The sequence below is a fragment of the Aeromicrobium sp. SP1 genome, from assembly GCF_055663785.1.
Genome location: NZ_JBQVVK010000001.1, coordinates 2785258 through 2810859, shown reverse-complemented (window position 1 = coordinate 2810859; position 25602 = coordinate 2785258). Strand labels below are relative to the sequence as shown.

Below are 25602 nucleotides of genomic sequence, written 5' to 3'. Positions count from 1 at the left end.
CGTCAGCCGCCCGACCCGGGCGCGTCGATCGTCGGCACCGTCGGATCGGGCGTCGGGTCCGTCGTCGGCGGCGGCGTGGTGGGCGCGGGCGTCGTCGGAGCCGGCGTCGTCGGAGCCGGGGTCGTCGGCGCCTCGGTCTTGGGCGACGTCGTCTTCTTCGTCTTCGGCGAGTCGTCCTTCTTCTTGTCGTCGCCGGAGTCGCGGATCGTCGTGCCCTCGTCGGCCTTGATGTTGGCGCGCGGGGGGAACTCGCCGCAGTCACTCGGGTCGAGCGCCTGGTCCATGTAGGCCTTGAACGTCAGCGCCGGGTACGTGCCGCCGTAGAACGGGTTGAGGTAGCCCTCGAGCTGCTCGTTGCCCTTGCCGCGGTTGTACATCACGGCGGTCGTGAGCTTCGGCGACGTGCCGATGAACCACGAGGACGAGACCCGGGTGTTCTCGCCGCTGGAGTCCGTCGCGGTGGCCGTTCCGGTCTTGCCGCCGATCGTGCACACGGTGCGCGCCTTCACGCCGGTACCGGTCTTCGCGGTGGTCTGCAGCGCCGCCATCGTGTCCGCCGCGACCTCCTCGTCGATCGCCTGCGTCGTCGAGACGGAGTGCTTGTAGACCTGCGCGTCCTGCGCGTCCTCGACCGTGTCGATGACGTACCAGTCGGCGCGCTTGCCCTCGGCCGCGATCGTCGCGTAGGCGTTCGCCATGTCGATCGGCGAGACGGGCGCGTAGCCCAGCGAGGTGCTGATGACCGGCTCGATCGTGTCGATCGTCGCCTGCGGGATGCCGGCCTCGCGGGCGGACTCGAGGATCTTCTCGGCGCCGTCGTCCATCTGGTCGGTGAGGTCGGCGAAGGCGGTGTTGACCGAGTGCTCGGTGGCCTTCTCCAGGCTGATGTAACCGTACGAGCTGCCGCCGCTGTCGCCCTGGTTCTCGATCTCGGCGTCGCCGATCTTGAGCGGCGAGTTGCCGTTGAGCCGCGACTGCAGGCTGTACCCGTTCTCGAGCGCCGCGACGACGGCGAAGGCCTTGAACGTCGAGCCCGGCTGCGTACGCAGCGTCGCCCAGTTCAACTGGTTCTCGAGGTAGTCCGGGCCGCCGTAGAGCGCCTTGACGGCACCCGTTCCGGGCTCGACGGACACGAGCGCGGTGTTGAGCTCCTTGAGGCCGTCGGGACGGACCTCCTTCATCGCGTCCACGGCGTCGGCCTGGTTCTCCTTGTCGAACGTCGTGACGATCCGCAGACCGCCGCCGTCGACCTCGGGGTCGGAGAAGCCGACGGACCGCATCTGCTGACGGACGAGCTCGAGCAGGTAGCCCTTCGTGCCGCGGTAGCGCTCGTTGGCCTTCTGCTTCTTGAACTTCGGCAGGTGGTCGGTGAGCTTCGCACCCTGCTCGGCCGTGATCGCGCCCTTCTTGACCATGCCGTCGATGACGTAGTTGTATCGCGGGATGATCCGCTCCTCGGCACCCTCGACGTAGGGGTCGTAGTAGGAGGGGCTGTTGACGACGGTCGCGAGGAAGGCGGCCTGCTTCGTGTTGAGCTCGGCGGCCGGCTTGCCGAAGTACGTCTGCGAGGCGACCTCGACGCCGTACGCGCCGTTGCCGTAGTAGATCGTGTTGAGGTAGCCGCCGAGGATCTCCTCCTTGGACAGCTGGTTGTGGATCTTGACCGAGAGGATGGCCTCCTTGACCTTGCGCGTGTAGGAGCGCTCCTGGGTCAGGTAGAGGATCTTCACGTACTGCTGCGTGATGGTCGAGCCGCCGCCGGTGATCTGGCCGCTCGTGGCGTTGTCGCGCGCCGCGCGGACGATGCCCTTGACGTCGACGCCCTGGTTCTCCCAGAACGTCCGGTCCTCGGCCGCGACGACCGCGTCCTTCATGACCTGCGGGATCTCGTCGTAGTCGAGGCTCTCGCGGTCCTGCGTCGCGAAGCTGCCGATCTTGCTCTTGCCGTCGGCGTAGTAGACGTTCGTCGTCTGCGTCTGGAAGTCGGCGTTGGGGTCGGGGATGTCGATCGTCGCGTACAGCACCGCGATCAGTGCGGCACCGGCGATGGTGCCGGTGACGATCAGGAAGAGCAGCCACCTCAGGGTGCGCACCGGCCATGAGCCGTTGCCACCGATCGCCCGGACGAACCGGGACAGGGGGCGCTTCTTCGTCGTCGCGCGCTTCTTCGCCACGAATCGGGTCCTTTCCACGACAGTCGTGCCAGCGATCCAGTGTGACGGGTGTTCCTGAGAAACGGATGACCGACCGGTTGGTGCGACGTGCGTCACATCGCCGAGCCTCTTCACTCGAGACAACGAGACGATGTATCGTCTCGATACAGACAAACGTGTCGACATGTCAGTACGAGGAGGCGAGATGGCCCGGCGGGGAGCAGCACTGGAGTTGGCCGTGCTCGGCCTGCTCGCGGATTCGCCCATGCACGGCTACGAGCTGCGCAAGCACGTGAACGCCCTGCTCGGGTGGACCCGACTGCTGTCGTACGGCACGCTCTACCCCTGCCTCAAGCAGTTGACGCGTGCCGGCCTCATCACCGCCGACACGGAGGCTCCGCTGCGCACGAAGCGCCCGCGGATCGTCTACCGGCTGACCGCCGAGGGCAAGGAGTACTTCACCTCGCTGCTCGAGGACGGCGGTCCGTCGGCGTGGGACGACGAGAACTTTGGGGTGCGGTTCGCGCTTTTCGCGCGGACCAGCTCGCCCACCAGGGTCCGGATCCTCGAAGGGCGCCGGTCCCGCCTCGAGGAACGACTCGAGAACGTCCGGGGTGCAGCGGCCAGTCGCCGAGAGCGGATGGACGCCTACACCCGAGAACTGCAGCGCCACGGCCTCGAGTCGGTCGAGCGCGAGATCAGCTGGCTGACCGAGTTGATCGACCGGGAGCGCGCGGACGCGTTCACGGAGCACGAAGACAGCATCACGACAGACAAGGAAAAGTGAGGTCTCCATGAGTTCGGAGAACAAGATCCGCGTGGCCATCGTGGGCGTCGGCAACTGCGCCACGTCCCTGATCCAGGGCGTTGAGTACTACAAGGACGCCGATCCCGAGGGCACCGTTCCCGGGCTCATGCACGTCCAGTTCGGCCCGTACCACGTCAACGACGTCGAGTTCGTCGCCGCGTTCGACGTCGACGCGAAGAAGGTCGGCTTCGACCTCGCCGAGGCGACGCAGGCCAGCGAGAACAACACCATCAAGATCGCCGACGTCCCGCCGACCGGCGTGACGGTCCAGCGTGGTCACACGCTCGACGGCCTGGGCAAGTACTACCTCGAGACGATCGAGGAGTCCGACGCCGAGCCGGTCGACGTCGTGCAGGTCCTGAAGGACACGCAGGCCGACGTCCTCGTCTCCTACCTGCCCGTGGGCTCGGAGGCGGCCGACAAGTTCTACGCGCAGTGCGCGATCGACGCCAAGGTCGCGTTCGTCAACGCGCTCCCGGTGTTCATCGCGTCCGACCCCGAGTGGGCCGCGAAGTTCGAGGAGGCGGGCGTCCCGATCATCGGCGACGACATCAAGAGCCAGGTCGGCGCGACCATCACGCACCGCGTCATGGCCAAGCTGTTCGAGGACCGCGGCGTCACGCTGGATCGCACGTACCAGCTGAACGTCGGCGGCAACATGGACTTCAAGAACATGCTCGAGCGCGAGCGTCTGCAGTCCAAGAAGGTCTCGAAGACGCAGGCCGTCACGTCGAACCTCAACGGTCCGCTGGCCGGCAAGATCGAGGACAAGAATGTCCACATCGGTCCGTCGGACTACGTCGCGTGGCTCGACGACCGCAAGTGGGCGTACGTCCGCCTCGAGGGTCGCGCGTTCGGCGATGTGCCCCTGAACCTGGAGTACAAGCTCGAGGTGTGGGACTCGCCGAACTCGGCGGGCATCATCATCGACGCGATCCGCGCGGCGAAGATCGCCAAGGACCGCGGCATCGCGGGCCCGCTCCTGTCGGCCTCGTCGTACCTGATGAAGTCGCCGCCGGAGCAGCGTGAGGACACCGAGGGCCGCGTGCGCCTCGAGGCCTTCATCGCCGGCACCGAGGAGCGCTGACCCCCGCGCGCACCCGCGCGCCAGATGTGTAGCGAAACCCACCCCTTCCGGTCTCACACGACTGCGAAAGGGTGGGTTTCGCTACACATGTCGGGCTCCGTGAGCCGCAGACGCTCAGTGAGCCGAGCGGGGGCGAAGTCGCTTGATCGAGGTGACGATCACGACGACGACGGCGCCGACCACGAGGCCCAGGGTCGCCGAGGCCAGGGTGTTGGCGACCCACTCGAAGGCGCCGTCGGCGAACGGCATGACGTCGGCGATCCAGTGCTCGAGGTCGTGCACCTTGCCGTAGAGCCAGTGCCAGCCGAGGTCGTCGGAGCCGGCCAGCAGGATGTGCCCGCCGACCCACAGCATCGCGACGATGCCGATCGTCGAGAGCGCCGAGAGCACCTTGGGCATGGCCTTGACCAGCACGCGGCCCGAGCGCTGCGCGAACCTCGACCGGCGCTCGGCCAGCCCCACGCCGATGTCGTCCATCCGCACGATGAGTGCGACGACGCCGTAGACGAGTGCCGTGATGAGCAGCGCCACGATCGCCAGGATGATCGCGCGGGAGACGAGCGGCTCGTGCGCGACCTCGTTGAGCGCGATGACCATGATCTCGGTGGACAGGATGAAGTCGGTGCGGATCGCGCCGGACACGACCTCCTTCTCCGCCTCGGGGCCGTGGGCGCTGCGCGGCTCCTCGGTGTGCTCGTGGTGCGGGCGCAGGACGTGCCAGACCTTCTCGGCACCCTCGAAGCACAGGTACGTGCCGCCGACCATGAGCAGCGGCGTGAGCACCCACGGCAGGAACTGGCTCAGCACCAGCAGGCCCGGCAGGATGAACAGCATCTTGTTGCGCAGGGAGCCCTTCGCGATGCGCCCGATGATGCTCAGCTCACGCTTCGGATCGACGCCGTGCACGTAGCGCGGGGTCACGGCGGCGTCGTCGACGACCACGCCGGCCGCCTTCGCGCTCGCCTTGCCCGCGGCGGCACCCATGTCGTCGATCGAGGCGGCCGCCAGACGCGCGAGCGCGGCGACGTCGTCGAGCAGTGCCACCAGTCCACCAGCCATGGGCACACCCTACGGTCCCGCCCCTGCGACACGCCTGCCCGCTAGGGTGCTGCCATGGTCATCGGGTTCGGGATCGACATCGGCGGAACGGGCACCAAGGGGGCCCCCGTCGACCTCACGGAGGGCACGCTCGTCGCCGAGCGTTTCCGCATCCCGACGCCGCGCCCGGCCACGCCCGAGGCGGTCGCCGAGGTCGCCGCCCAGATCGTGGCGCACTTCCCCGAGGCCGAGGGTTCCGCCCGGATCGGCGTCGCGATCCCCGCGGTCGTGCAGCACGGCGTCGCGCGCTCCGCGGCCAACATCGACCCGTCGTGGATCGACACCGACGTCGATGCCCTGTTCACCCAGGTGCTGGGCCGGCCCGTCCACGTCGTCAACGACGCCGATGCCGCCGGGGTCGCCGAGAACGACCACGGTGCCGCGCGCGACGTCGACGGCGTCGTCTGCGTCGTGACGCTCGGCACCGGGATCGGCACGGCGCTGATCGCCGACGGCACCCTCGTGCCGAACACCGAGTTCGGTCACCTCGAGGTCGCCGGGCACCCGAACGCCGAGAAGTGGTGCGCCGCGAGCGCCCACGAGCGCGAGGAACTCTCCTGGCAGGAGTGGGCCGAGCGCCTGCAGGTCTACTTCGCGCACCTCGAGAAGATCCTGTCGCCCGACCTGTTCGTCGTTGGCGGCGGCGTGAGCAAGAACGCCGACGACTTCCTGCCCCTGCTCAACCTGCGCACCCCGATCGTCCCGGCGACGCACCGCAACAACGCGGGCATCATCGGCGCCGCCACGCTCGGCGCCCGCGGCTGACCCGAGCTCGGGTCGACCGCCCTCAGGCGGACAGCAGCGAGCGCAGCGAGAGCTCCATGATCTGGCGGCACCGCTGCGACGAGTAGTGGTGGTCGTCGGCGAGCAGCGACCAGGCGTTCCAGCTCGTGACGGCCGTGAGGGCGTCGAGCAGCAGGTCCGGCTCCGCGGCCCGGTCGATCTCGGCGGCGAAGGCTCGCTCGAGGTCGGCGCGCACCCGTCCGATGTGCCCGTCGCGGCTGTCGCGCAGGGCCGCTGACCACGGCTCGGCCAGCAGTGCCGCCCGGGCGGCCGGGGAGATGTTCACCAGGCGGCGCTCGCGCTCGGCGCAGAACTGGGTGATCCGCTCGTCGAGCGGGGCGTCGAGGTCGATCTCGGCGCGCAGTTCGTCATCGAGGCGGAACCAGTGCTCGACGGTGCTCTGGAGCAGGCCCTCCATGTCCTTGAAGTTCGACCACAGGGTGCGGCGCGAGACACCGGCCCGGTCCGCGATCTGCGCGGCGGTGGGCCGCAGGACGCCCTCACGCAGCAGAGCCGCGTGCGCCGCGACGATCTGGGCCCGGGTGCGCTCGCTGCGTTGCATGCGGCCGTCGGTCTGCCGGTACTCCATGGTGCTCACCGCTCCATCGTCCTCCGTCCCGGACGAGCCCGGGGCGAAACTATTTACACACTATGTGAGGATAGATGGTGACTTGACTCACACCCTGTGTGAGGATGTGCTCACGTTTTCGATCGAGAAGTCGATCGTCGAGGAGGAAAACGCTTGCTGACGGTCAAGAACCTGGAAGTCGTCTACAACGACGTCATCCTGGTCCTTCGTGGCGTGAGCCTGACGGTGCCGGACGGCAGCATCGTCGCGCTCCTGGGCGCCAACGGAGCCGGGAAGACCACGCTGCTGAGGGCCCTGTCGGGCCTGCTCGACATCCACGACGGAGAGATCACCAAGGGCGAGGTCCGGCTCAAGGACACCCCCATCACCACGTGGGACGCGCCGAAGATCGTGTCGGCCGGGCTCGGGCAGGTCCTCGAGGGCCGGCGCGTGTTCGCCGAGTTCACCGTCGAGGAGAACCTGCGCGTCGGCGGCCACACCCGCAAGGGCGGACTCGCCGAGGGGATCGAGGAGGTCTACGAGCTCTTCCCCGTGCTCAAGGAGCGGCGTCGCAACACGGCGGGCTACCTGTCCGGCGGCGAGCAGCAGATGCTCGCGATGGGCCGCGCCCTCGTCGCCCAGCCCGAGATCATCCTGCTCGACGAGCCGAGCCTGGGCCTGGCCCCGCGCATCGTCTCGCAGATCAAGGACATCGTCGTGCAGGTCAACGAGCGCGGCACGACCGTCTTGCTGGTCGAGCAGAACGCCACGATGGCGCTGTCGATCGCCCAGCACGGCTACGTCATGGAGCACGGCAAGGTCGTGATGGACAAGCCCGCCGCCGAACTGCTCGACGACGAGGACATCCGCGACTTCTACCTCGGTCGCGGCGAGCTGGCCACCAACTACCGCGACATCAAGCACTACAAGCGCAGGAAGCGCTGGTTGTCCTGATGCCGTCACCTGAACGTCGGCAGTTGGCCGACACGCCCTTGGCCCCGTGGCGCTTCCCCGGTACGCACACCGCCTCCCTCTGGCTGAGCCGTGGTCCGGCCCGCTCGGGTGAGCCGACCAACCGTCCATCCGTTCTCGGGAGTACCGATGTCTGAACCTGTTGTCTCCGTCCGGGATGTCTCGCTGAGCTTCTCCGGCGTGAAGGCGCTGCAGGGCGTCGACTTCGACGTCTTCGAGGACGAGCTGTTCGCCGTCATCGGCCCGAACGGCGCCGGCAAGACCTCGATCTTCAACGTGCTCTCGGGCGTGTACCGGCCCCAGCAGGGCACCGTCGACTTCGCCGGCCAGGACCTGCGCGGGCTCCGGCCCCACCAGATCGCCGGCCTCGGCATGGCGCGCACGTTCCAGAACATCGAGCTGTTCGAGAACCTCGACGTCGTCGACAACCTCATGCTCGGCCGGCACGGCCACCTCGGCTACGGCTGGCCGTCCGCCGTGGCCTGGTTCGGCAAGGCCAAGCGCCACGAGGTCGTCAACCGGCGTCGCGTGGAGGAGATCATCGACTTCCTCGAGATCGAGAGCTACCGCCAGCTGCCCGTGGGGATGCTGCCCTACGGCGTGCAGAAGCGGATCGAGCTGGGCCGCGCGCTCGCGATGGAGCCGAAGCTGCTGCTGCTCGACGAGCCCGTCGCCGGCATGAACGGCGAGGAGACCGAGGACATGGCGCGATTCATCCTCGACATCCGCGACGAGCTGCACGTTCCGATGATCCTCGTCGAGCACGACATGGGACTGGTCATGGGACTGGCCGACAGGGTCATGGCGATGGACTTCGGCAAGCCCGTCGCGACCGGCACCCCACTCGAGGTGCAGAACCATCCGGACGTCATCCGGGCCTATCTCGGGCCCGTCGAGGACTCCGTCGTCGAGCAGGTGCAGGGGGAACTCGCATGACGAGCACCGTGGCCCGGAACACCCTGGCCCAGCGGATCAGGACCCGCGCGCAGGAGACGCCCGACCGCGTCGCGATGCGCGAGAAGGACCACGGACTGTGGGAGGAGGTGTCCTGGGCGCGCTACTGGGACCGCGCGACACTCGTCGGGCACGCCCTGCTGGCCCTGGGCGTCGAGCCCGGCGACCGGGTCGCGATCCACAGCGAGAACCGGCGCGAGTGGCTCTTCAGCGACATCGGCATCACCGCCGCGCGCGCGGCGACCGTCGGCCTCTACCCGACGAACCCGGCGCCCGAGGTGCTGCACGTCCTGCGCGACTCCGGCACCTGCGTGCTCATCGCCGAGGACCAGGAGCAGGTCGACAAGTGGCTCGAGATCGCCGACGACCTGCCCGCCCTGCGCAGCGTCGTCTACCTCGAGCCGCGCGGTATCCGGGGGCGCTACGAGGACGAGCGCCTGCTGTTCTGGGACGACTTCATCGCGCTCGGCGAGCAGCACCGTGCCGACCACCCCGACGCGCTCACCGAGCGGATCGAGGCGGCGACCTCGGACGACCTCGCGACGCTCGTCTACACGTCCGGCACGACGGGCCCGCCCAAGGGCGCGATGCTGACGATCTCGAACATCGAGTTCGTCATCGAGACCCTGCAGTCGGGGGGTGCCTTCGTCGACCCGCCGGCCAGCGACCGCGACCTCGTCGTGTCGTACCTGCCGCTGTGCCACGTCGCCGAACGCGTCTTCACGACGTGGTTCAACGCCGCCGTCGGCTCGCAGGTGAACTTCGCCGAGTCGATCGAGACGGTGCAGCAGGCGCTGCGCGAGGTCCAGCCGACGATCCTGTTCGGCGTCCCGCGGATCTGGGAGAAGATCGCGGCCGGCGTGCACATCCGGATGAGCGGCGCCTCGTGGTTCAAGCGGCGCAGCTTCGAGTTCTGGATGTCGCGCGCGGCGTGGATCGGTCGCACCCTCGTGGCGAACGAGGGTCGCCACACCGGCGCCACCCGGGCGGTCTACGCCGTCGGCTGGGTGTGCCTCTACCGGCCACTGCGCGAGCGACTCGGCCTGGCGAAGGTGCGCTACGCGGCATCGGGCGCCGCCCCGATCGCGCCGGAGGTGCTCGAGTTCTTCATGGGCATCGGCATCCGGATGCACGAGGTCTACGGGATGACCGAGAACTCCGCGATCGCCACCGCCAACATGGCCGGCCGGGTCAAGGTCGGCACGGTCGGCGAGCCGCAGGTCGGCGCCGAGGTCCGCATCGACGACGAGTCGGGCGAGATCCTCACCCGCCACGCGGGCACGTTCGCCGGCTACTGGAACAACCCCGAGGCCACGGCGCGCACGATCGACGCCGAAGGCTGGCTGCACACGGGCGACGTCGGCGAGTGGGTCGACGGCACGCACGTCAAGATCACGGATCGGATCAAGGACATCATCATCACGGCCGGCGGCAAGAACATCAGCCCGAGCGAGATCGAGAACAGCCTCAAGGCATCGCCCTACGTGAAGGAGGCGATCGTGATCGGCGACCGGCGCAAGTACCTGACGGCTCTCATCGGGATCGAGCTCGACACGGTCGGCAACTGGGCGCAGGAGCGCAAGCTCGCGTTCACGACCTATCGCGACCTGTCCGAGAAGCCCGAGGTGGTCGCGCTCGTGCAGGAAATCGTCGACGAGACGAACCGCAAGTTCGCCGCCGTCGAGACGATCAAGCGGTTCTCGATGCTGCCGAAGGAGCTCGACCACGAGACGGGCGAGCTGACCGCCACCCAGAAGATCAAGCGCTCCGCGATCGCCGAGCGCTTCCACGACGAGATCGAGGGCATGTACACGACCTCGGAGGCGGGGGTGAGGGCATGACGACGTTCTTCCAGTCCCTGTTGAACGGGTTCGCGCAGGGCTCCATCTACGCGCTGCTCGCGCTCGGGTTCGTCATGATCTACAAGGCGACCCACGTCATCAGCTTCGCCCAGCCGGCGCTCATGGTCTGCGGCGGACTCGCCGCGTACCACGCGACGTCCGTGTGGGGTCTGTCGTTCTGGCCCGGGCTGGCCGTCGCGATCGTGTTCGGCGCGGTGCTCGGCATGATCGTCGAGCGGCTCGCGCTGCGCCCCATGGTCGGCAAGCCGGTGTTCACCCTGGCGATCATCACGATCGGCGTCGACATCGTGCTGCGCATCCTGGCGAACCGCTACATGGGCCCGGACCCCCGGTCGATCGCCTTCCCGAACGGCAGCGAGCGCTACGAGTTCTGGGGACTGTCGATCTCGCACCAGCGCATGGCGCTCATCATCGTCACCGCGATCACGGTCGTCGCCCTGGCGCTGTTCTTCCGCTACGCCAAGGCCGGCCTGGCGATGCGCGCCACCGCGCTGAACCAGGAGACGGCGCTCGCACAGGGCATCCGGGTCGGCGCGATCTTCGCACTCGCGTGGGCGATCGCCGGAGGTCTCGCGGCGATCGCGGGCACGTTCGTCGCGACGAGCGGCGCCGGGCTCGAGCAGAACACCTGGATCATCGCGCTCAAGGCGCTGCCGGCGATCATCATCGGCGGACTCGACAGCATCCAGGGTGCCGTGATCGGTGGCCTGGCCGTCGGGATCGTCGAGTCGCTCACCGCCGTCTACCAGCCGGACGTCGCGCCGTGGCTCGGCAACAACTTCGCGCTCGTCGCGCCCTACGCCCTGATGTTCGTGGTGTTGCTCATCCGGCCCTACGGCCTCTTCGGCACGAAGGAGGTCGAGCGCGTATGAGCAACTCGACGCAGGCTCGCCGGTCCACCGGCGTCCGTGGCCGCCCGCTGCTGCGCACGAGCTACGAGCAGGACCTCACCCTGGCCAACACCCCGGCCAAGCGGCGCGGAGTCGTCGGCCTCGTGATCGCCTCGTTCCTCGTGCCGTTCCTGCTGACCGACGACCTCCTGCAGGTGCTGATCCTGGGCATGATCTCGGCCGTCGGCGCGATCGGTCTGAACCTCGTCACGGGTTACGCGGGGCAGGTCTCGCTCGGCCACGCCTTCTTCGTCGGCGTCGGCGCGTACACCGGCGCGGTCCTCGGCGGCGACCCCGACGGCCAGCTCGTCGGCTACGGCCTGCCGATCTGGATCTGGCTGCCGTCCGCCGGCATCGTCGCGGCGCTCGCGGGCCTGTTAGTCGGACCGCTCGCGGTCCGGCTGCGCGGGCTCTACCTCGCGATCGTGACCCTCGGCCTGGTGTTCATCGGCGACCACATCTTCCGTGAGGCGCGGTCGATCACCGGCGGTCCGGGCGTCGGACGTCGCGGCGCCCAGCTCGAGATCCTCGGCATCGACTTCGCCTCGATGGAGCCGATCGAGGGCCTCTCGCGCTACCAGGCGCAGTTCTTCCTCGCGCTCGTCTTCCTCATCGTGTTCGCGATCCTGGGCCGCAACATCGCCCGCTCGGGGATCGGCCGGGCGTTCGGTGCGATCCGCGACCGGGACGTGGCGGCCGCGGTCGTCGGGGTCGACCTCACGAAGTACAAGCTCATGGCGTTCGCGATGTCGTCGTTCTTCGCCGGCGTCACCGGCGCGCTGTACTACGCCGTCGTCGGCGTCTTCGAACCCGGTGCGTTCAGCCTGCTGCTGTCGATCCAGTACCTCGCGATGGTGCTGATCGGCGGTGTCGCCACGATCAGCGGCTCGATCATGGGTGCCCTCTTCATCGCCTTGCTGCCGAAGATCTCGCAGGCCATCGCGCACCAGATCCCCGGTCTGGAGAGCGTCCTGACGGTGTTCCAGCTCGAGGCGATCCTCTACGGCGCGCTGATCATCGGCTTCCTGATCTTCGAACCCCGCGGACTCTTCGGCATCTGGACCCGGATCCGCAACTACTGGAAGGGCTGGCCCTTCTCCTACTAGACCCGGCGCTCTGTCATCAGGGAGGCCGTCACGAGTGGCGCACGTCGCGTCACCCACACCCAGGAGGAAGAAACGATGAAGCAACACCGAAAGTTGACCCGCGTGGTCGCCGGTGCGGCGGTGGCGGCCCTCGTGCTGACCGGCTGTCGAGGCGGAGGCGACGACGACAGCAGCGCAGCGGGACCGGGCATCACCGACGAGGCCTGCCCCGAAGCGGTGAACAAGGACAACGGCTGCATCTACCTGGGCGTGATCTCGGACCTCACGAAGGGTCCGTTCGCGCCGCTGGCCGTCCCGATCACCGACGCCCAGAAGGCGTTCTGGGACAAGGTGAACAAGGACGGCGGCGTCGGCGGCTACGACGTCAACGTCGAGAAGTACGTGGCGGACGCGGAGTACAACCCGGAGATCCACAACAAGAAGTACCAGGAGATGCGCGACGACATCCTCGCGTTGGCGCAGACCCTCGGCTCGTCGCAGACCCTCGCGATCCTCGACGACATGAAGTCCGACGACGTCATCGGCATCCCGGCGTCGTGGAACTCGGCGTGGGACTTCGAGGACCAGATCCTGCAGTCGGGCGCGAACTACTGCTTCGAGGCCATGAACGGCGTCGACTGGGCCGTGGAGAACCGTGGCGTCAAGGCCAAGGTGCTCGCGATCCACTACCCGAACGACTACGGCGGAGACGCGTCCGCGGGCGTCAAGGTCGCCGCCGAGGCGCACGGCCTCGAGTTCGTCGACATCGAGACGGCGACCGGTCAGGACAACCAGGCCGGCGCGGTCGCGGCGGTCCTCAAGGAGAAGCCCGACCTCGTCTACGTCACGACGGGCCCGGCCGAGATGGCCACGATCCTGGGCGGCGCCGCCGCGCAGGGCTGGCAGGGCACGGTCGTCGGCTCGAGCCCGACGTGGAACCCGGCACTGCTGCAGACCGAGGCCAAGCCGGCGCTCGAGGCGATGTACTTCCAGGCCGGTCCGTGGGGTCCGTGGGGCACCGAGACCGACGGGCACGCGGCGATGCGCGAGGCCCTCGGCGACGTCGAGGCCCCGAGCGACGGCTACACCGCCGGTTGGGTGTGGGAGTACCCGCTGCTGGCGGCGCTCAAGGCCGCGGCCGACATGGACGGCGGCATCTCGCGCGAGAACCTCGTGAAGGCCTCGACCGAGCTGGACAGCGTCGACTACGAGGGCATCCTGCCCGACGACGCCTTCAACCAGACCGGTGAGCCGAACGACGTCGCGTGGCGTCAGAGCGTCATCTCGAAGGTCGACGCGAAGGCGCCGACCGGCGTCTCGATCACGCAGGAGATGAAGGCCGGACCGACGGCCGAGGGCTACGACTACTCCGAGCCCTGCTTCGCCCTGCAGGGCTGATCACGTCGAAGGGCCGGTTCCGCACGGGACCGGCCCTTCGTCATGTCCGCCCGCGGCCCCGCATCAGACCTCGATGCGGCGATCCAGATGGAGGTCGGCGAGGAAGGGCTCGTCGTGACTGACGACGAGCAGCGCACCCTCGTAGGAGTCGAGGGCCTCCGTCAGGTGGCGCCGGCCGGCGAGGTCGAGATTGTTCGTCGGCTCGTCGAGGACCAACAGCTGGGGCGCGGGCTCGGCGAGCAGGAGCGCCGCGAGGGTGGCCCGCCAGCGCTCGCCGCCGGACAACGTCCCGGCGACCTGCTCGGCCGACCGCCCCCGGAACAGGAACCGCGCGAGTCGGGCCCGCACCTGCCGCTCCTCGGCCTCGGGGACGAATCGGCGCACGTTGTCCACGACGCTGAGTGCCGGGTCGAGCACGGCGAGGTCCTGCGGCAGGTACCGCCACGGCACGAGCACCTCGGCGGACCCGGACCACGCCGGCTCCAGTCCGAGCAACGCCCGCAGAGCCGACGACTTGCCGACCCCGTTGCGACCAACGATCGCGACCCGTTCGGGACCACGCAGGTCGAGGTCCAGCACGAGATCGCCGTGGGCCGGCCGCAGGCCCACGGCCCGCGCGACCTCGCGCCGCGGCGGGACCGCCGTGCCGGGCAGGTCGACGCGGATCTCGTCGTCGTCGCGGACCCGGTCCTCGGCCGCCGAGAGGTGGGACCGGGCGTCGTCGAGCCGCTGCTCGTGCATGCCGCGCAACCGTCCCGCGGTCACCTCGGCGCGGCGTTGGTAGGCCCCGGCGACGATCTTGGGCAGGTCGGCGCCGTGCGCCCGGCCCTGGCGATCGCGGCGGGCCTGCTTCGTCTGCTGCTCCATCAGGTCGCGGCGCTGCCGGCGCACGTCCGCCTCGGCGTTGGCGACGGCCCGGCGGGCGGCCTCCTGCTCGACCTCGATCGCCTCCTCGTAGCCGGCGAACCCGCCGCCGAACCAGCGCACCCGACCGTCGTGCACCTCGGCGACGTCCTCGACATGGTCGAGCAGCTCGCGGTCGTGGCTGACCACCACGAGCGTGCCGGTGAAGTCGTCGACGACGTCGAGCAGTCGCTGCCGAGTCGCCGCGTCGAGGTTGTTCGTGGGCTCGTCGAGCAGCAGGACCGCCGGCCGCCGCAGCAGCCGCGCCGTCAACGAGACCAGGATCAGCTCGCCTCCCGACAGGGACCGCGCAGCACGATCCGGGGTGATCGCACCCAGGCCCACCCGGTCGAGCAGTGCCTCGATGCGCGCCCGCAGGTCCCAGTCGTCACCGACGGTGTCGAAGTCGCGCTGGTCGACCGATCCGGCCTCGATCGCGGCGAGGGCAGCGAGCACCGGCGCGACACCCAGCAGGTCCGCCACGCTCGCGTCCGGGTCGACGGCCGGGTCCTGCCGCAGGTGTTCGACGTCGTCGGGTCGCGTCACCACGCCCGACGTGGGCACGAGCTCGCCGGTCAGGAGCTTCAGCAGCGTGGACTTTCCACTGCCGTTGGCGCCGACGATGCCGTGGCGACCGGGTCCGATCGCGAACGAGAGGTCACGCAGGACGACACGGCCGGTCGGCAGCGCGAACGAGACGTGGGACAGGGTCAGGGAAGGTGAGGAGGACATGGACGATCTCCGGGTCGCGGGTGGGCGGGCGGCAGATCAGGAGTCCATGGGTCCAGTCTACGTGACGCCCGCGCCCGCTCGGCCACGACATTTGGGGCGGGATCGACGCCGATCGGGCCGCGCGAGGCGGGACGTGTTCCAGGAGTTGGTGGATGACGCCTCCCGTAGACTGGACTGCTGTGGCCGAGATGACCGCGCACGAGCGCACCCGTGTCGACGAGCTCGTCGGGGCGCACCCCGTTCTCCTCGACGTCGGTCGCCGGTTCGCCGAGGCCGGGCACGAGCTCGCGCTGGTCGGCGGACCCGTCCGCGACGCGCTGCTCGGCCGGCCCGTGACCGACCTCGACTTCACGACGTCGGCCACTCCCGAGCAGATCGAGCAGGTCGTCGCCGGCTGGGCCGACGCCACATGGGACGTGGGACGCGAGTTCGGCACGATCGCGCTGCGCAAGGACGACCACCAGCTCGAGATCACGACCTACCGCGCCGACGAGTACGACCCGACCTCACGCAAGCCGGTCGTCGCCTTCGGCCGGCGGCTCGAGGACGACCTCGCTCGGCGCGACTTCACGGTCAACGCGATGGCCGTCCGCCTCCCGGGCCTGGAGTTCGTCGACGTGCACGGCGGACTCGACGACCTCGCCGACCGCACGATCCGCACCCCCATCGGGCCCGAGGTCTCGTTCGGCGACGACCCGCTGCGGATGATGCGCGCGGCACGGTTCGTCGGCCAGCTCGGCTTCGTCGCAGCGGCCGACGTCACGAGCGCGATGGCGCAGATGGCCGACCGGATCGAGATCGTCTCGGCGGAGCGGGTCCGCGACGAGCTGAACAAGCTGCTGCTGTCGGCCGATCCGGTCCTGGGCCTGCGGGTGCTCGTCGACACGGGCCTGGCCGATCGGGTGCTGCCCGAACTGCCGGCCCTGCGGCTCGAGCGCGACGAGCACCACCGGCACAAGGACGTCTACGAGCACTCGCTCACCGTGCTGGAGCAGGCGATCGAGCTCGAGTACCGGCTCGACCAGCGCCCCGATCTGACGATCCGGCTCGCGGCGCTGCTGCACGACATCGGCAAGCCCCGCACGCGGCGCTTCCTCGACGACGGGACCGTGACGTTCCACCACCACGACGTCGTCGGCGCCAAGATGACCCGCAAGCGGCTGCGCGCGCTGCGCCACCCGAACGAGATCGTCGACGACGTCTCGCACCTCGTCGAGCTGCACCTGCGGTTCCACGGCTACGGCTCCGGCGACTGGACCGACTCGGCCGTCCGACGCTACGTCCGCGACGCCGGTGACCAGCTGGAGCGACTGCACATCCTGACCCGCGCCGACAGCACGACACGGAACCAGCGCAAGGCACTGAAGCTGCAGCGCACGTACGACGCCCTCGAGGCCCGGATCGCACACCTGTCCGCGCAGGAGGAGCTCGAGTCGATCCGCCCCGACCTCGACGGCAACCAGATCATGGAGCTGCTGCAGATCGGTCCCGGCCGGGAGGTCGGGGAGGCGTACCGATTCCTGCTCGACCTGCGGATGGATCTCGGGCCGCTGCCCGAGGAGCAGGCGATCGAGGCGTTGAAGGCCTGGTGGGCGGCCCGTTGAGGTCGCCGGGACACCGCCGGTCAGCCCTCTACGATGACGTCGTGACGATCCGCGCCTGGCTGACCGCCCTCGTGGTCGCCCTGTCGGCCGTGATCGCGGTCCCCGCGTCGTCGGCATCGGCGGCCGACGGGTCGCTCGCCGTGCGGATCGACCAGCTCACGCCGTCACGACTGTCTGCCGGCGCCACCATCACGATGGGCGGCGTCGTGCGCAACACCGGCTCGACGCCGTGGACCGCCGTCCAGGCGTACCTCGTGATCCCCCGCAGCCCGTTCACGAGCCGCGAGCAGATCGAGCAGGCGATCGAGGACGGCCAGTCCTACACGGGCGAGCGGGTCGTCGAAGCCGGGACGTTCGACGAGGTGGGCGATCTCGCGCCCGGCGCCGAGGTCCGCTTCGAGGTCACCGTGCCGGTGTCGCAGCTCGGCCTCACCGGCGCCGAGGGCGTCTATCCCGTCGGCGTGCAGGTCCTCGCCACCGACGACGACGGCGATCGCTCGAACACCGCGGTCACCCGCGCCACGACCTTCCTGCCGTGGGTCGCCGATCCCGAGACCCCGATCGCGGCGGGCCTCGTGTGGGCGTTCACGCCGACGTGGGACGCCGCCGACCCCGATCTGGCGGCCGTCGCGTCCTCCGCCGGGTCCGGGCAACTGCGCCACTACCTCGACGCGGCGACCCAGACCCCCCGCGAGGGGCGGACGGTCGTGCTCGACCCGTCCCTGCTCGACGTCCTCTCCGAGCTGACCGATCCCGCGAACACGACCGAGGACGTCGAGATCTCGCAGGACCAGGCCGACGGGGTCACCACGTGGCTCGACGACCTGCGCGAGCTGGCGCTGTCCTCCACGACCTGGATCGTCGGCTACGCCCGACCCGACACGCTCGCGCTCAGCCGGTACCCCGAGCACGCCGACCAGTTGTGGGCGCGGGTGGACGACGCCACGAACGAGGCGCTCACCGAGCACGCGCTGAGCGGCTCGCGGGCCGAGTGGCCCACGATCGCCGGCACGACGATCGGCATGCTCGAGGACATCCGCGGCCGCGGCGACACCCCGACCGTCGTCTCACGGCAGGCCGTTCCCGACTGGGAGCCCCGACTGGGCTCGGTCGTGAACCTTGAGACCACGCACGGACCGCTGCCGCTCGTCGTCAACGGCGCGCTGCCCGACACGCCCGGCGCGGAGACGCCCGTGACCCTGCGCCAGCGCGTCCTCACCGATGCCTCGCTCGGCGTCCTCTCGCGTTCGGCCGACTCCAGCTCGCGGGCCGACGCCCTGACGTTCGTCGATCCCAGCTGGGACCCGGGCGCCGGTGCCGGTCCGGTCCTCTCGGGGGCCCTGACGACCCAGGGGAGCTCGGGCCTCACCCGGCCCGTCACGGCGGGCGATCTCGTGCGATCGTCGCCCGTCAGCTACACCGGCGACGTCCCCAAGCGGGTCGACACCGAGTCGCTCAGCAGCGCCCACCTCGACCTCGTGTCGACGCTCTCCGACCGCGCCGACCTGGCCACCGACCTCGTCGTCGACGACGAGAAGCCGACGTTCGACCGCGACATCGCCGCGACGCTCTCGGTCCGGTGGCGGTCCCACCCGATGCAGGCGGCGGACGAGGTGCGCCGGCAGGTGGCCGACATCGACCGCGAGCTGGCCGGGATCTCGATCGACAGCCCCTCGACCATCACGCTCAGCAGCAGCAAGGGCGGCTTCCCACTCACGATCGCGAACGCCACCGACCACACCGTCCAGGTCGGGCTCGACCTCGATGCGGACAACCCGTCGCTCGAGCTCGACGACGTCGCCCCGGTCGAGCTGGCGGCAGGCGAGCGGCACACGGTCACGGTCGAGGTCGACCTCGGCGAGCAGACGTCCAGCACCGTCACGGCCCGCCTTATGTCGTCCGACGGCGACACGTTCGGCAGTCCCGCCGTGTTCAACATCCGGTCGAGCAAGGTGGGCCTCATCGTGTGGATCACGATGGCCGCGGCCGGTGTGCTCTTCGTGGCCACGTGGGCCCGGCGGTTCCTGGGCCGGCGGCGGCGCACCGAGGGGCACGGATGAGCGACCCGAACCTCGCGCGGGCCTCCGCGTGGATGGCGCTGGGCACGATCGTGTCGCGCTTCACCGGCCTGCTGCGCTCGCTCATGCTGCTCGCGGTGATCGGCACGGCGCTCAACGGCACGATCTTCAACGTCGCGAACTCGATCCCGAACTCGCTCTACATCCTCGTGGCCGGGGGCATCTTCAACGTCGTGCTCGTGCCGCAGCTCGTGCGGGCCATGAAGCTCGACGAGGACGGCGGCGACGCCTACGCGAACCGGGTCATCACGCTCGGCCTGACCGTCCTGGCGGTCGCGACGGTCGTCCTCATGGTGGCCGTGCCGGTGCTCATGCACGTTGTGTTCAAGCAGTACATGTTCACCGACGAGTTCACGCAGCAGCGCGAGTCCGCCCAGCTGCTCATGCTGCTGTGCATGCCGCAGGTCTTCTTCTACGGCGCGTTCGTGCTGGTCGGCCAGATCCTCAACTCGCGGCAGCGATTCGGCCCGATGATGTGGGCGCCGATCGTGAACAACCTCGTCGCCCTCGCGGCCCTCGTGCTGTACGCGCTCGTGTTCGGCGTCGCCGAGCCGGGCGCCGCCGGAGGCTTCAGCAGCGGCGAGGTGTGGCTACTCGGCGTGGGCTCGACGCTCGGCATCGTCGTCCAGGCGCTCGTGCTCGTGCCGTACCTGGGCCAGGTCGGCTTCACGTACCGACCGCGCTTCGACTTCCGCGGGGTCGGGCTCGGGCACACGCTGCGGCTCGGAGCGTGGACCCTGGCGTTCATCGTCGTCAACCAGATCTCGTACTTCGCGATCATCCGCATCGCCGGCGGCGCCGACCTCGAGGCGGCGCAGCGCAACGTCGACGGGGCCGGGCAGGTCGTCTATGACGTGGGCTTCCTCATCACGCAGGTCCCGCACGGCGTCATCACGGTCTCGCTCGCGACCGCCGTGATCCCGACCCTCGCGGCGCTGGCCGCCGACCACCGGCTGGAACGGCTCCGGCTCGAGCTGGGTCGCACGATCCGCCTGACGCTCGTCCTCATCCTGCCGATCGCCGTGGCGGTCGCCTGCATGGGTCAGCAGATCGCGGCCGTGCTGGCCGGCTTCGGGGCGGCTCGTGGAAACACCCACGCGATCGGCACGACGATCTCCGCCTTCGCGCTGTCGATGGTGATGTTCAGCATCCACTACCTCGTGCTGCGCGGGTTCTACGCGCTCGAGGACACCCGCACCCCGTTCTGGGTCCAGGCCGTGATCGCGGGCGCCTCGATCGGACTGGCACTGCTCATGACGCGCGGCGCCGAGCCCATCGAGGTGTCGACCCGGCTGGCCCTGTCGTACGGCCTGGCCTACACGCTCGGCCTCATCCTCTCCGCGTCGCTGCTGTCCCGGCGGATCGGCCGCCTCGCCGACCCCGAGACCGTCCGCTTCCTGGTCCGCATCACCCTCGTGTGCGCGGGCGCCGCCGCCGTCATGCTCGCCGGCCGCTGGCTGTGGGCCGGTCCGCTCTCGTGGCCGGACGCGGGCTGGGCCTGGTCCCTGATCGAGTTGCTCGTCATCGGCCTCGCGGGAGCCGCCACGGTCGTGGTCGGTGCGCGGCTGCTGCGGATCGAAGAGTTGCGCTATGTCGTCGCAACGGTCCTGCGACGCAACTGACGAACGTACGATGGCAGGGTCGGCACGTGCCGTACCGAGGAGGCCCTGGAATGAGCGACCGGCGACCCCACGTCTCCGGTGACGTCCTCGCGGGGCGCTATGAGCTGGCCGACCTCGTCGGAGAGAGTCTCGGCGCGTCGAACTGGCGGGCCGTGGACCTCGTGCTGCACCGCAACGTGCGCGTCGAGCTGCTGCCGTCGGACGATCCTCGAGGCGCGAACTTCCTGCAGGCGGCGCGTGACTCCACGACCGTGACCGACCACCGGTTCCTGCGCGTCCTCGACCTGTTGCAGGACGAGGACGGCGTCCACGTCGTCGTGCGCGAGTGGGCCAAGGCGACGCCGCTGAGCCGCCTGCTGGCCCAGTCCCCGCTGCCGAACCAACGCGCCGCGGCGATCGTCGCCGAGGTGGCCGAGTCGATCGCGCACGCCCACGAGCACGGGCTCGTCCACCGTCGCCTCACGCCCCACCAGGTGCTGCTGAAGGAGAGCGGCGCCGTCCGGATCGTCGGTCTCGGCGTCGCGACGGCGCTCGCGCCGGTCGACCACCAGGACTCCGCCGACGACGTGGCCGCCTACCGGGCCGCGGACGTGGCGGCGCTCGGCAAGCTGCTCTACGCCTGCCTCGTCAGTCGCTGGCCGGGCGGTCACGTCGACGGGCTCCGCGCCGCACCCACCGAGCACGGCCACCTGCTGCGGCCCCGGCAGGTGCGCGCGGGGGTCGTGCGCGAGGTGGACGACATCTGCGACCGGATCCTCGAGCCCGCCCGGCACCAGCGTTCCGCCCTCTCGACGGCCTCGGAGATCTCCCGCGCGCTCTACGGTGCGCGTGAGGGCCAGGAGTTCGTCGACGACTCCGTCGGCTACGTGACGTCGCCCGACCTGCTGCGCCTCGACCCCGTGATCGAGCCCTCCGGGCCCCCGCCCGGCCTCGAGCCGCCGCGCCGGCGACCCAAGGCCTACGATCCCAAGCCGCCCACGGCGCTCGAACGGCTCGGCTCACGCGCGCGGCAGATGACCCACGGCGATCGCGCGCTCATCCTGTTGGGCCTGCTGACCGCGGCGGTGCTCTCGGGCGTACTGGCCTTCCTCGTCGGACGCGAGTCCGGCCAACAGGGCGACCCGTACTCGCAGAGCGAGCCGGACGCCCCGGTGCGGGTCCTGCCGATCGACCGGGTGCTGGACTTCGACCCCCAGGGCGAGGATCAGGAGGAGAACCCCGACCAGACCGCGGCGATCATCGACGACGACCCGTCGACGGGCTGGCAGACCAACACGTACTTCGGGCGGCCCGACCTCGGCGGTCTCAAGGACGGCGTCGGGGTCGTGCTCGACCTCGGCACCACGCGCGAGGTCGACCAGGTGCGCCTGCGGCTCGCCGGCAGTCCCACGGACCTGTCGATCCTGACCCCGCCGTCGACGATCACCGCCCCGCCGAAGGACCTCGAGGACCTCCGCGAGGTGTCCACCCTCAACGGCGCCGGCGAGGACGTCTCGGTCGCGCTGCCGGCGAACATCCGGACGCGCTACGTCGTCGTGTGGCTGCGCGCCCTCCCGCAGGTCGGCGAGGGCGAGTACCGCGGTGAGATCCGCGGTGCCACCGTGCGTGGACGCTAGCCGGACGGACCGCCGCCGGGGAACAACCACCACCTAGAATCCGTTGCACCACGTGAACCCGATCGAAAGCACCTCTTCATGACCGAAACCACGACGGACACCGTCCGCAGCCTCATCGTCATCGGCTCCGGCCCGTCCGGGTACACGGCGGCGATCTACGCCGCACGCGCCAACCTCGAGCCCCTCGTCTTCGAGGGCTCCGTCACCGCCGGTGGCGCCCTGATGAACACGACGGACGTCGAGAACTTCCCCGGCTTCCCCGACGGCATCATGGGCCCGGCGCTCATGGACAACCTCCGGGCACAGGCCGAGCGCTTCGGCGCCGAGCTGATCGCCGACGACGTGGTCTCGGCCGATCTGACCGGTGAGATCAAGACCGTTCGCCTGGCCGACGGCTCGGAGTACCGCGCGCGTGCGGTGATCCTGGCCATGGGCTCGGGCTACCGCAAGCTCGGCATCGCGGGCGAGGACCTCCTGTCCGGCCATGGCGTCAGCTGGTGTGCGACGTGTGACGGCTTCTTCTTCCGCGGCAAGGAGATCGCGGTCGTCGGCGGCGGCGACTCCGCCGTCGAGGAGGCCACCTTCCTGACCCGGTTCGCCGACAAGGTCACGCTCATCCACCGCCGCGGCGAGCTGCGCGCGAGCAAGATCATGGCCGACCGCGCGTACGCCAACGACAAGCTCGAGTTCGCGTGGAACAGCGAGGTCGCCGAGCTCGTGGGCGACGGACTGCTCGAGGGCGTCGTCCTGCGCGACACCGAGACCGGTCAGACCCGCCGCCTGGACGTCAGCGGACTGTTCATCGCGATCGGTCACGACCCGCGTTCGGAGCTGCTCGTCGGCCAGGTCGACCTCGACGACGAGGGCTACGTCCTGACGCAGCCCGGCTCGACGGCGACCAACCTCACGGGCGTCTTCGCCGCGGGCGACCTCGTCGACCACACGTACCGCCAGGCGATCACCGCCGCGGGCACCGGGTGCCAGGCGGCGCTCGACGCCGAGCGGTTCCTCGCCGACCTCGAGGCCGCCGGCCTGCCCGAGCGGGCCGTCGCCCTCACCGACTGACCCATCCAAGACCACCAGCACCAGCAAGGAGCAGCACATGGCAGACATCGCAGCCGTCACCGACGCCGACTTCGAGAGCAAGGTCCTGCAGGCCGACGGGCCCGTCCTCGTCGACTTCTGGGCGTCCTGGTGCGGCCCGTGCCGTCAGGTCGCCCCGATCCTCGAGGAGATCGCCGGTGAGAAGGGCGACGCCCTGACCATCGTCAAGATGGACGCGGACGCCAACCCGGTCACCCCCGCGCAGTACCGCGTGACGGGCCTGCCGACGATGAACCTCTACTACAAGGGAGAACTGGTCCGCTCGATCGTGGGCGTCCGGCCCAAGTCGGCGATCCTCACCGAGCTCTCGGAGTTCGTCTCCTGACCTGAAACTGATAAACAAATCCCCTTGTCGATTTGTCGACAAGGGGATTTGTTTATGTATCGATGCCTAGGTGGTGGGCGCCGCCGGGTCCATCAGCTCGACGATGCGCTCGAGATCGCCGATCGTGGCGAACTCGACGATGATCTTGCCCTTCGACTTGCCGAAATCGACCTTCACACGGGTGTCGAAGCGCTCGGAGAGCCGGTGTGCGAGCTCACCCAGGCGCGGTGAGGTCGGCCGGGTCGCGAGCTTTCGCGCCGCCGGCGTGGAGTCCTCGTCGCCGAACCGGACGATCTCCTCCAACTGCCGCACGGAGATGCCCTCCGCGACGACTCGCGAGGCCAGCCGGTCCTGCAGCTCCGGGTTGGGGACGCTCAGCAGGGCTCGGGCATGGCCCGCCGACAGCACGCCCGCCGCCACGCGGCGCTGGACCGCCGGGGGGAGCCTCAGCAGCCGGATCGTGTTCGTGATCTGCGGCCGGGAGCGTCCGATCTTCTCGGACAGCTCCTCCTGCGTGCAGCCGAAGTCCTCCAGCAGCTGCTGGTAGGCGGCCGCCTCCTCCAAGGGGTTCAGCTGTGACCGGTGCAGGTTCTCCAGGAGCGCGTCGCGCAGCAGGTCCTCGTCGGTGGTCTCCCGCACGACGGCGCTGATCGTCGCCAGGCCGGCCTTCTGGGTGGCCCGCCAGCGCCGCTCGCCCATGATGAGCTCGTACCGCTCGGGATCCGTCTGGCGCACGACGATCGGCTGGAGCAGTCCGATCTCGGTGATCGAGTGGACGAGCTCGGCCATCGCCTCCTCGTCGAACACCGTCCGCGGCTGGCGGGGGTTCGGCTGGATCTGCCCGACCGGGATCTCCCGCAGGTGAGCGCCCTCGACCTCGGCCAGTCCGGCCTTCTGCGCCGCCGCCGGCGAGGTCGGGATCAGCGCCGAGAGGCCTCGGCCCAGGCCGGGACGGCTGGGACCGGGACGGGAGTTGCTCATGACAGGCCTCCTTGGTCGACGCTCGGGGCGCCACGCTGCGTGATCTCGCGGGCTGCCTCGAGGTACGAGAGGGCTCCGGTCGAACTGGGGTCGTACGTGATGATCGTCTGCTGGTACCCGGGCGCCTCGCTGATGCGCACCGACCGGGGAATCGCCGTCGAGAGCACCCGGTCGCCGAAGTGGCTGCGCACCTCGTTCGCGACGTCCGAGGAGAGATTCGTGCGGGCGTCGTGCATCGTCAGCAGGATCGTCGAGACGTCGAGGTCGGGGTTGAGGTGCTGCTGCACCAGTCCGATGTTGTTGAGCAGTTGGCTCAGGCCCTCGAGCGCGTAGTACTCGCACTGGATCGGGATGAGCACCTCCCGGGCGGCGGCCATCGCGTTGACGGTCAGCAGGCCCAGGGACGGGGGGCAGTCGATGAAGACGTAGTCGATTCCGGCGCCGGCACCCGCGAGATAGCGCCTGATCGCGCCACGGAGGCGCCGTTCGCGCTGTTCGAGCCCGACGAGTTCGATCTCGGCGCCGGCGAGGTCGATCGTGGCCGGAACGACGTGCAGTCCCGGAACGTCCGGGCTCGTCTGGATCGCCCGCTCGATCGGCAGTTCGTCGAGCAGCACCTCGTACGTGCCCGGCGTACCGGAGGCGTGCGGAATGCCGGCCGCGGTCGAGGCATTGCCCTGGGGATCGAGGTCGATCATCAGGACGCTGAGTCCACGGGCGGCCATCGCGGCGGCGAGATTCACAGAGGTCGTCGTCTTGCCGACCCCGCCCTTCTGGTTCGCGACGACGAAGACCCGGGTGCGACGCGGCTTCTCGTAGCGGCCGGACCGGGCGAGACGCTCCATCAGTTCGACATGGTGGCCGGCCTGGTCGGCGAGGGGAGTGGAACTCTCGGTGTCGGCGAACTCATCGGCGAAGTCCGCTGCTGTCGGAATACTCACTCCTGCTCCTGTCGTGTTTCACGTGGAACATCGGCCCA

Annotated in this window: 21 protein-coding genes; 15 read left to right on the top strand and 6 right to left on the bottom strand. The window is 69.7% G+C overall.

All coding sequences use genetic code 11. The features are described 5' to 3' along the window. Positions 1-2: 2 nt before the first annotated feature. A complete protein-coding gene (locus ACT26F_RS13760) occupies positions 3-2174 on the bottom strand; it encodes a transglycosylase domain-containing protein (RefSeq protein WP_471671113.1) in 2172 nt (723 codons plus the stop codon). Between the two features lie 184 nt (positions 2175-2358). On the opposite strand from ACT26F_RS13760, the gene ACT26F_RS13755 reads away from it, so the two are divergent. Together ACT26F_RS13755 and ACT26F_RS13750 are read left to right on the top strand one after the other, a co-directional pair. After that, the gene (locus tag ACT26F_RS13755; RefSeq protein WP_471671112.1) at positions 2359-2940 is read left to right on the top strand and encodes a helix-turn-helix transcriptional regulator; all 582 of its coding nucleotides are present in this window, start codon (positions 2359-2361) and stop codon (positions 2938-2940) included. Positions 2941-2947: 7 nt separating this feature from the next. After that, complete coding sequence (locus tag ACT26F_RS13750) at positions 2948-4048, top strand: inositol-3-phosphate synthase (RefSeq protein ID WP_471671111.1); 1101 nt, start codon at positions 2948-2950, stop codon at positions 4046-4048. 114 nt (positions 4049-4162) lie between these two features. Here the strand turns inward: ACT26F_RS13750 and ACT26F_RS13745 are convergent, their stop codons facing one another. Continuing rightward, positions 4163-5107 (bottom strand): DUF808 domain-containing protein, encoded by a 945-nt coding sequence (locus tag ACT26F_RS13745; protein WP_471671110.1) that lies wholly within the window; start codon positions 5105-5107, stop codon positions 4163-4165. A gap of 54 nt (positions 5108-5161) precedes the next feature. Here ACT26F_RS13745 and ppgK point away from each other — a divergent pair, with 54 nt between their 5' ends. Further along, positions 5162-5911 (top strand): polyphosphate--glucose phosphotransferase, encoded by a 750-nt coding sequence (gene ppgK / locus ACT26F_RS13740; RefSeq protein ID WP_471671109.1) that lies wholly within the window; start codon positions 5162-5164, stop codon positions 5909-5911. A gap of 22 nt (positions 5912-5933) precedes the next feature. Here the strand turns inward: ppgK and ACT26F_RS13735 are convergent, their stop codons facing one another. Continuing rightward, a complete protein-coding gene (locus tag ACT26F_RS13735) occupies positions 5934-6518 on the bottom strand; it encodes a TetR/AcrR family transcriptional regulator (RefSeq protein WP_471671689.1) in 585 nt (194 codons plus the stop codon). Between the two features lie 153 nt (positions 6519-6671). On the opposite strand from ACT26F_RS13735, the gene ACT26F_RS13730 reads away from it, so the two are divergent. The 6 genes from ACT26F_RS13730 to ACT26F_RS13705 all read left to right on the top strand — a co-directional run bounded on the left by ACT26F_RS13730 (position 6672) and on the right by ACT26F_RS13705 (position 13658). Beyond that, on the top strand, positions 6672-7451 hold the full coding sequence (locus ACT26F_RS13730; protein WP_471671108.1) for an ABC transporter ATP-binding protein: 780 nt from the start codon (positions 6672-6674) through the stop codon (positions 7449-7451). A gap of 147 nt (positions 7452-7598) precedes the next feature. Next, positions 7599-8405, top strand: a complete 807-nt coding sequence (locus ACT26F_RS13725; RefSeq protein ID WP_471671107.1) for an ABC transporter ATP-binding protein — start codon at positions 7599-7601, stop codon at positions 8403-8405. After that, a complete protein-coding gene (locus ACT26F_RS13720) occupies positions 8402-10264 on the top strand; it encodes an AMP-dependent synthetase/ligase (protein WP_471671106.1) in 1863 nt (620 codons plus the stop codon). Before ACT26F_RS13725 ends, ACT26F_RS13720 begins: the two co-directional genes overlap by 4 nt. Beyond that, positions 10261-11157, top strand: a complete 897-nt coding sequence (locus ACT26F_RS13715; RefSeq protein ID WP_471671105.1) for a branched-chain amino acid ABC transporter permease — start codon at positions 10261-10263, stop codon at positions 11155-11157. The genes ACT26F_RS13720 and ACT26F_RS13715 overlap by 4 nt, the downstream gene beginning before the upstream one ends. Continuing rightward, a complete protein-coding gene (locus tag ACT26F_RS13710) occupies positions 11154-12281 on the top strand; it encodes a branched-chain amino acid ABC transporter permease (RefSeq protein WP_471671104.1) in 1128 nt (375 codons plus the stop codon). Before ACT26F_RS13715 ends, ACT26F_RS13710 begins: the two co-directional genes overlap by 4 nt. Before the next feature lie 75 nt (positions 12282-12356). Then, positions 12357-13658, top strand: a complete 1302-nt coding sequence (locus ACT26F_RS13705) for an ABC transporter substrate-binding protein (RefSeq protein WP_471671103.1) — start codon at positions 12357-12359, stop codon at positions 13656-13658. Positions 13659-13721: 63 nt separating this feature from the next. Here the strand turns inward: ACT26F_RS13705 and ACT26F_RS13700 are convergent, their stop codons facing one another. Continuing rightward, positions 13722-15293, bottom strand: a complete 1572-nt coding sequence (locus tag ACT26F_RS13700) for an ABC-F family ATP-binding cassette domain-containing protein (RefSeq protein ID WP_471671102.1) — start codon at positions 15291-15293, stop codon at positions 13722-13724. 152 nt (positions 15294-15445) lie between these two features. On the opposite strand from ACT26F_RS13700, the gene ACT26F_RS13695 reads away from it, so the two are divergent. From ACT26F_RS13695 to trxA, 6 genes are all read left to right on the top strand, one after another. After that, the gene (locus tag ACT26F_RS13695; protein ID WP_471671101.1) at positions 15446-16897 is read left to right on the top strand and encodes a CCA tRNA nucleotidyltransferase; all 1452 of its coding nucleotides are present in this window, start codon (positions 15446-15448) and stop codon (positions 16895-16897) included. Between the two features lie 41 nt (positions 16898-16938). Continuing rightward, the gene (locus tag ACT26F_RS13690; RefSeq protein WP_471671100.1) at positions 16939-18957 is read left to right on the top strand and encodes a DUF6049 family protein; all 2019 of its coding nucleotides are present in this window, start codon (positions 16939-16941) and stop codon (positions 18955-18957) included. Next, entirely contained in the window at positions 18954-20597 is a 1644-nt protein-coding gene (gene murJ, locus ACT26F_RS13685) for a murein biosynthesis integral membrane protein MurJ (protein ID WP_471671099.1), read from the top strand. The genes ACT26F_RS13690 and murJ overlap by 4 nt, the downstream gene beginning before the upstream one ends. Before the next feature lie 50 nt (positions 20598-20647). Beyond that, a complete protein-coding gene (locus ACT26F_RS13680; RefSeq protein ID WP_471671098.1) occupies positions 20648-22213 on the top strand; it encodes a protein kinase domain-containing protein in 1566 nt (521 codons plus the stop codon). Between the two features lie 78 nt (positions 22214-22291). Further along, on the top strand, positions 22292-23278 hold the full coding sequence (trxB, locus tag ACT26F_RS13675) for a thioredoxin-disulfide reductase (protein WP_471671097.1): 987 nt from the start codon (positions 22292-22294) through the stop codon (positions 23276-23278). 37 nt (positions 23279-23315) lie between these two features. Further along, the gene (gene trxA, locus ACT26F_RS13670; RefSeq protein WP_471671096.1) at positions 23316-23642 is read left to right on the top strand and encodes a thioredoxin; all 327 of its coding nucleotides are present in this window, start codon (positions 23316-23318) and stop codon (positions 23640-23642) included. A 66-nt stretch (positions 23643-23708) separates the two neighbouring features. Here trxA and ACT26F_RS13665 read toward each other — a convergent pair whose 3' ends face one another. Both ACT26F_RS13665 and ACT26F_RS13660 read right to left on the bottom strand, forming a co-directional pair. Continuing rightward, positions 23709-24623 carry a ParB/RepB/Spo0J family partition protein gene (locus ACT26F_RS13665; protein ID WP_471671095.1) on the bottom strand — a complete coding sequence of 305 codons (915 nt, stop codon included), beginning with the start codon at positions 24621-24623 and terminating at the stop codon, positions 23709-23711. Continuing rightward, the gene (locus tag ACT26F_RS13660) at positions 24620-25564 is read right to left on the bottom strand and encodes a ParA family protein (RefSeq protein ID WP_471671094.1); all 945 of its coding nucleotides are present in this window, start codon (positions 25562-25564) and stop codon (positions 24620-24622) included. Before ACT26F_RS13660 ends, ACT26F_RS13665 begins: the two co-directional genes overlap by 4 nt. Positions 25565-25602: the final 38 nt, after the last annotated feature.

Coding starts and splice junctions, on each gene's coding strand:
- ACT26F_RS13755 (WP_471671112.1), top strand. CDS start 2,359: ATGGCCCGGCGGGGAGCAGCACTGGAGTTGGCCGTGCTCGGCCTGCTC.
- ACT26F_RS13750 (WP_471671111.1), top strand. CDS start 2,948: ATGAGTTCGGAGAACAAGATCCGCGTGGCCATCGTGGGCGTCGGCAAC.
- ACT26F_RS13745 (WP_471671110.1), bottom strand. CDS start 5,107: ATGGCTGGTGGACTGGTGGCACTGCTCGACGACGTCGCCGCGCTCGCG.
- ppgK (WP_471671109.1), top strand. CDS start 5,162: ATGGTCATCGGGTTCGGGATCGACATCGGCGGAACGGGCACCAAGGGG.
- ACT26F_RS13735 (WP_471671689.1), bottom strand. CDS start 6,518: ATGGAGTACCGGCAGACCGACGGCCGCATGCAACGCAGCGAGCGCACC.
- ACT26F_RS13725 (WP_471671107.1), top strand. CDS start 7,599: ATGTCTGAACCTGTTGTCTCCGTCCGGGATGTCTCGCTGAGCTTCTCC.
- ACT26F_RS13720 (WP_471671106.1), top strand. CDS start 8,402: ATGACGAGCACCGTGGCCCGGAACACCCTGGCCCAGCGGATCAGGACC.
- ACT26F_RS13715 (WP_471671105.1), top strand. CDS start 10,261: ATGACGACGTTCTTCCAGTCCCTGTTGAACGGGTTCGCGCAGGGCTCC.
- ACT26F_RS13710 (WP_471671104.1), top strand. CDS start 11,154: ATGAGCAACTCGACGCAGGCTCGCCGGTCCACCGGCGTCCGTGGCCGC.
- ACT26F_RS13705 (WP_471671103.1), top strand. CDS start 12,357: ATGAAGCAACACCGAAAGTTGACCCGCGTGGTCGCCGGTGCGGCGGTG.
- ACT26F_RS13700 (WP_471671102.1), bottom strand. CDS start 15,293: ATGTCCTCCTCACCTTCCCTGACCCTGTCCCACGTCTCGTTCGCGCTG.
- ACT26F_RS13695 (WP_471671101.1), top strand. CDS start 15,446: ATGACGCCTCCCGTAGACTGGACTGCTGTGGCCGAGATGACCGCGCAC.
- murJ (WP_471671099.1), top strand. CDS start 18,954: ATGAGCGACCCGAACCTCGCGCGGGCCTCCGCGTGGATGGCGCTGGGC.
- ACT26F_RS13680 (WP_471671098.1), top strand. CDS start 20,648: ATGAGCGACCGGCGACCCCACGTCTCCGGTGACGTCCTCGCGGGGCGC.
- trxB (WP_471671097.1), top strand. CDS start 22,292: ATGACCGAAACCACGACGGACACCGTCCGCAGCCTCATCGTCATCGGC.
- trxA (WP_471671096.1), top strand. CDS start 23,316: ATGGCAGACATCGCAGCCGTCACCGACGCCGACTTCGAGAGCAAGGTC.
- ACT26F_RS13665 (WP_471671095.1), bottom strand. CDS start 24,623: ATGAGCAACTCCCGTCCCGGTCCCAGCCGTCCCGGCCTGGGCCGAGGC.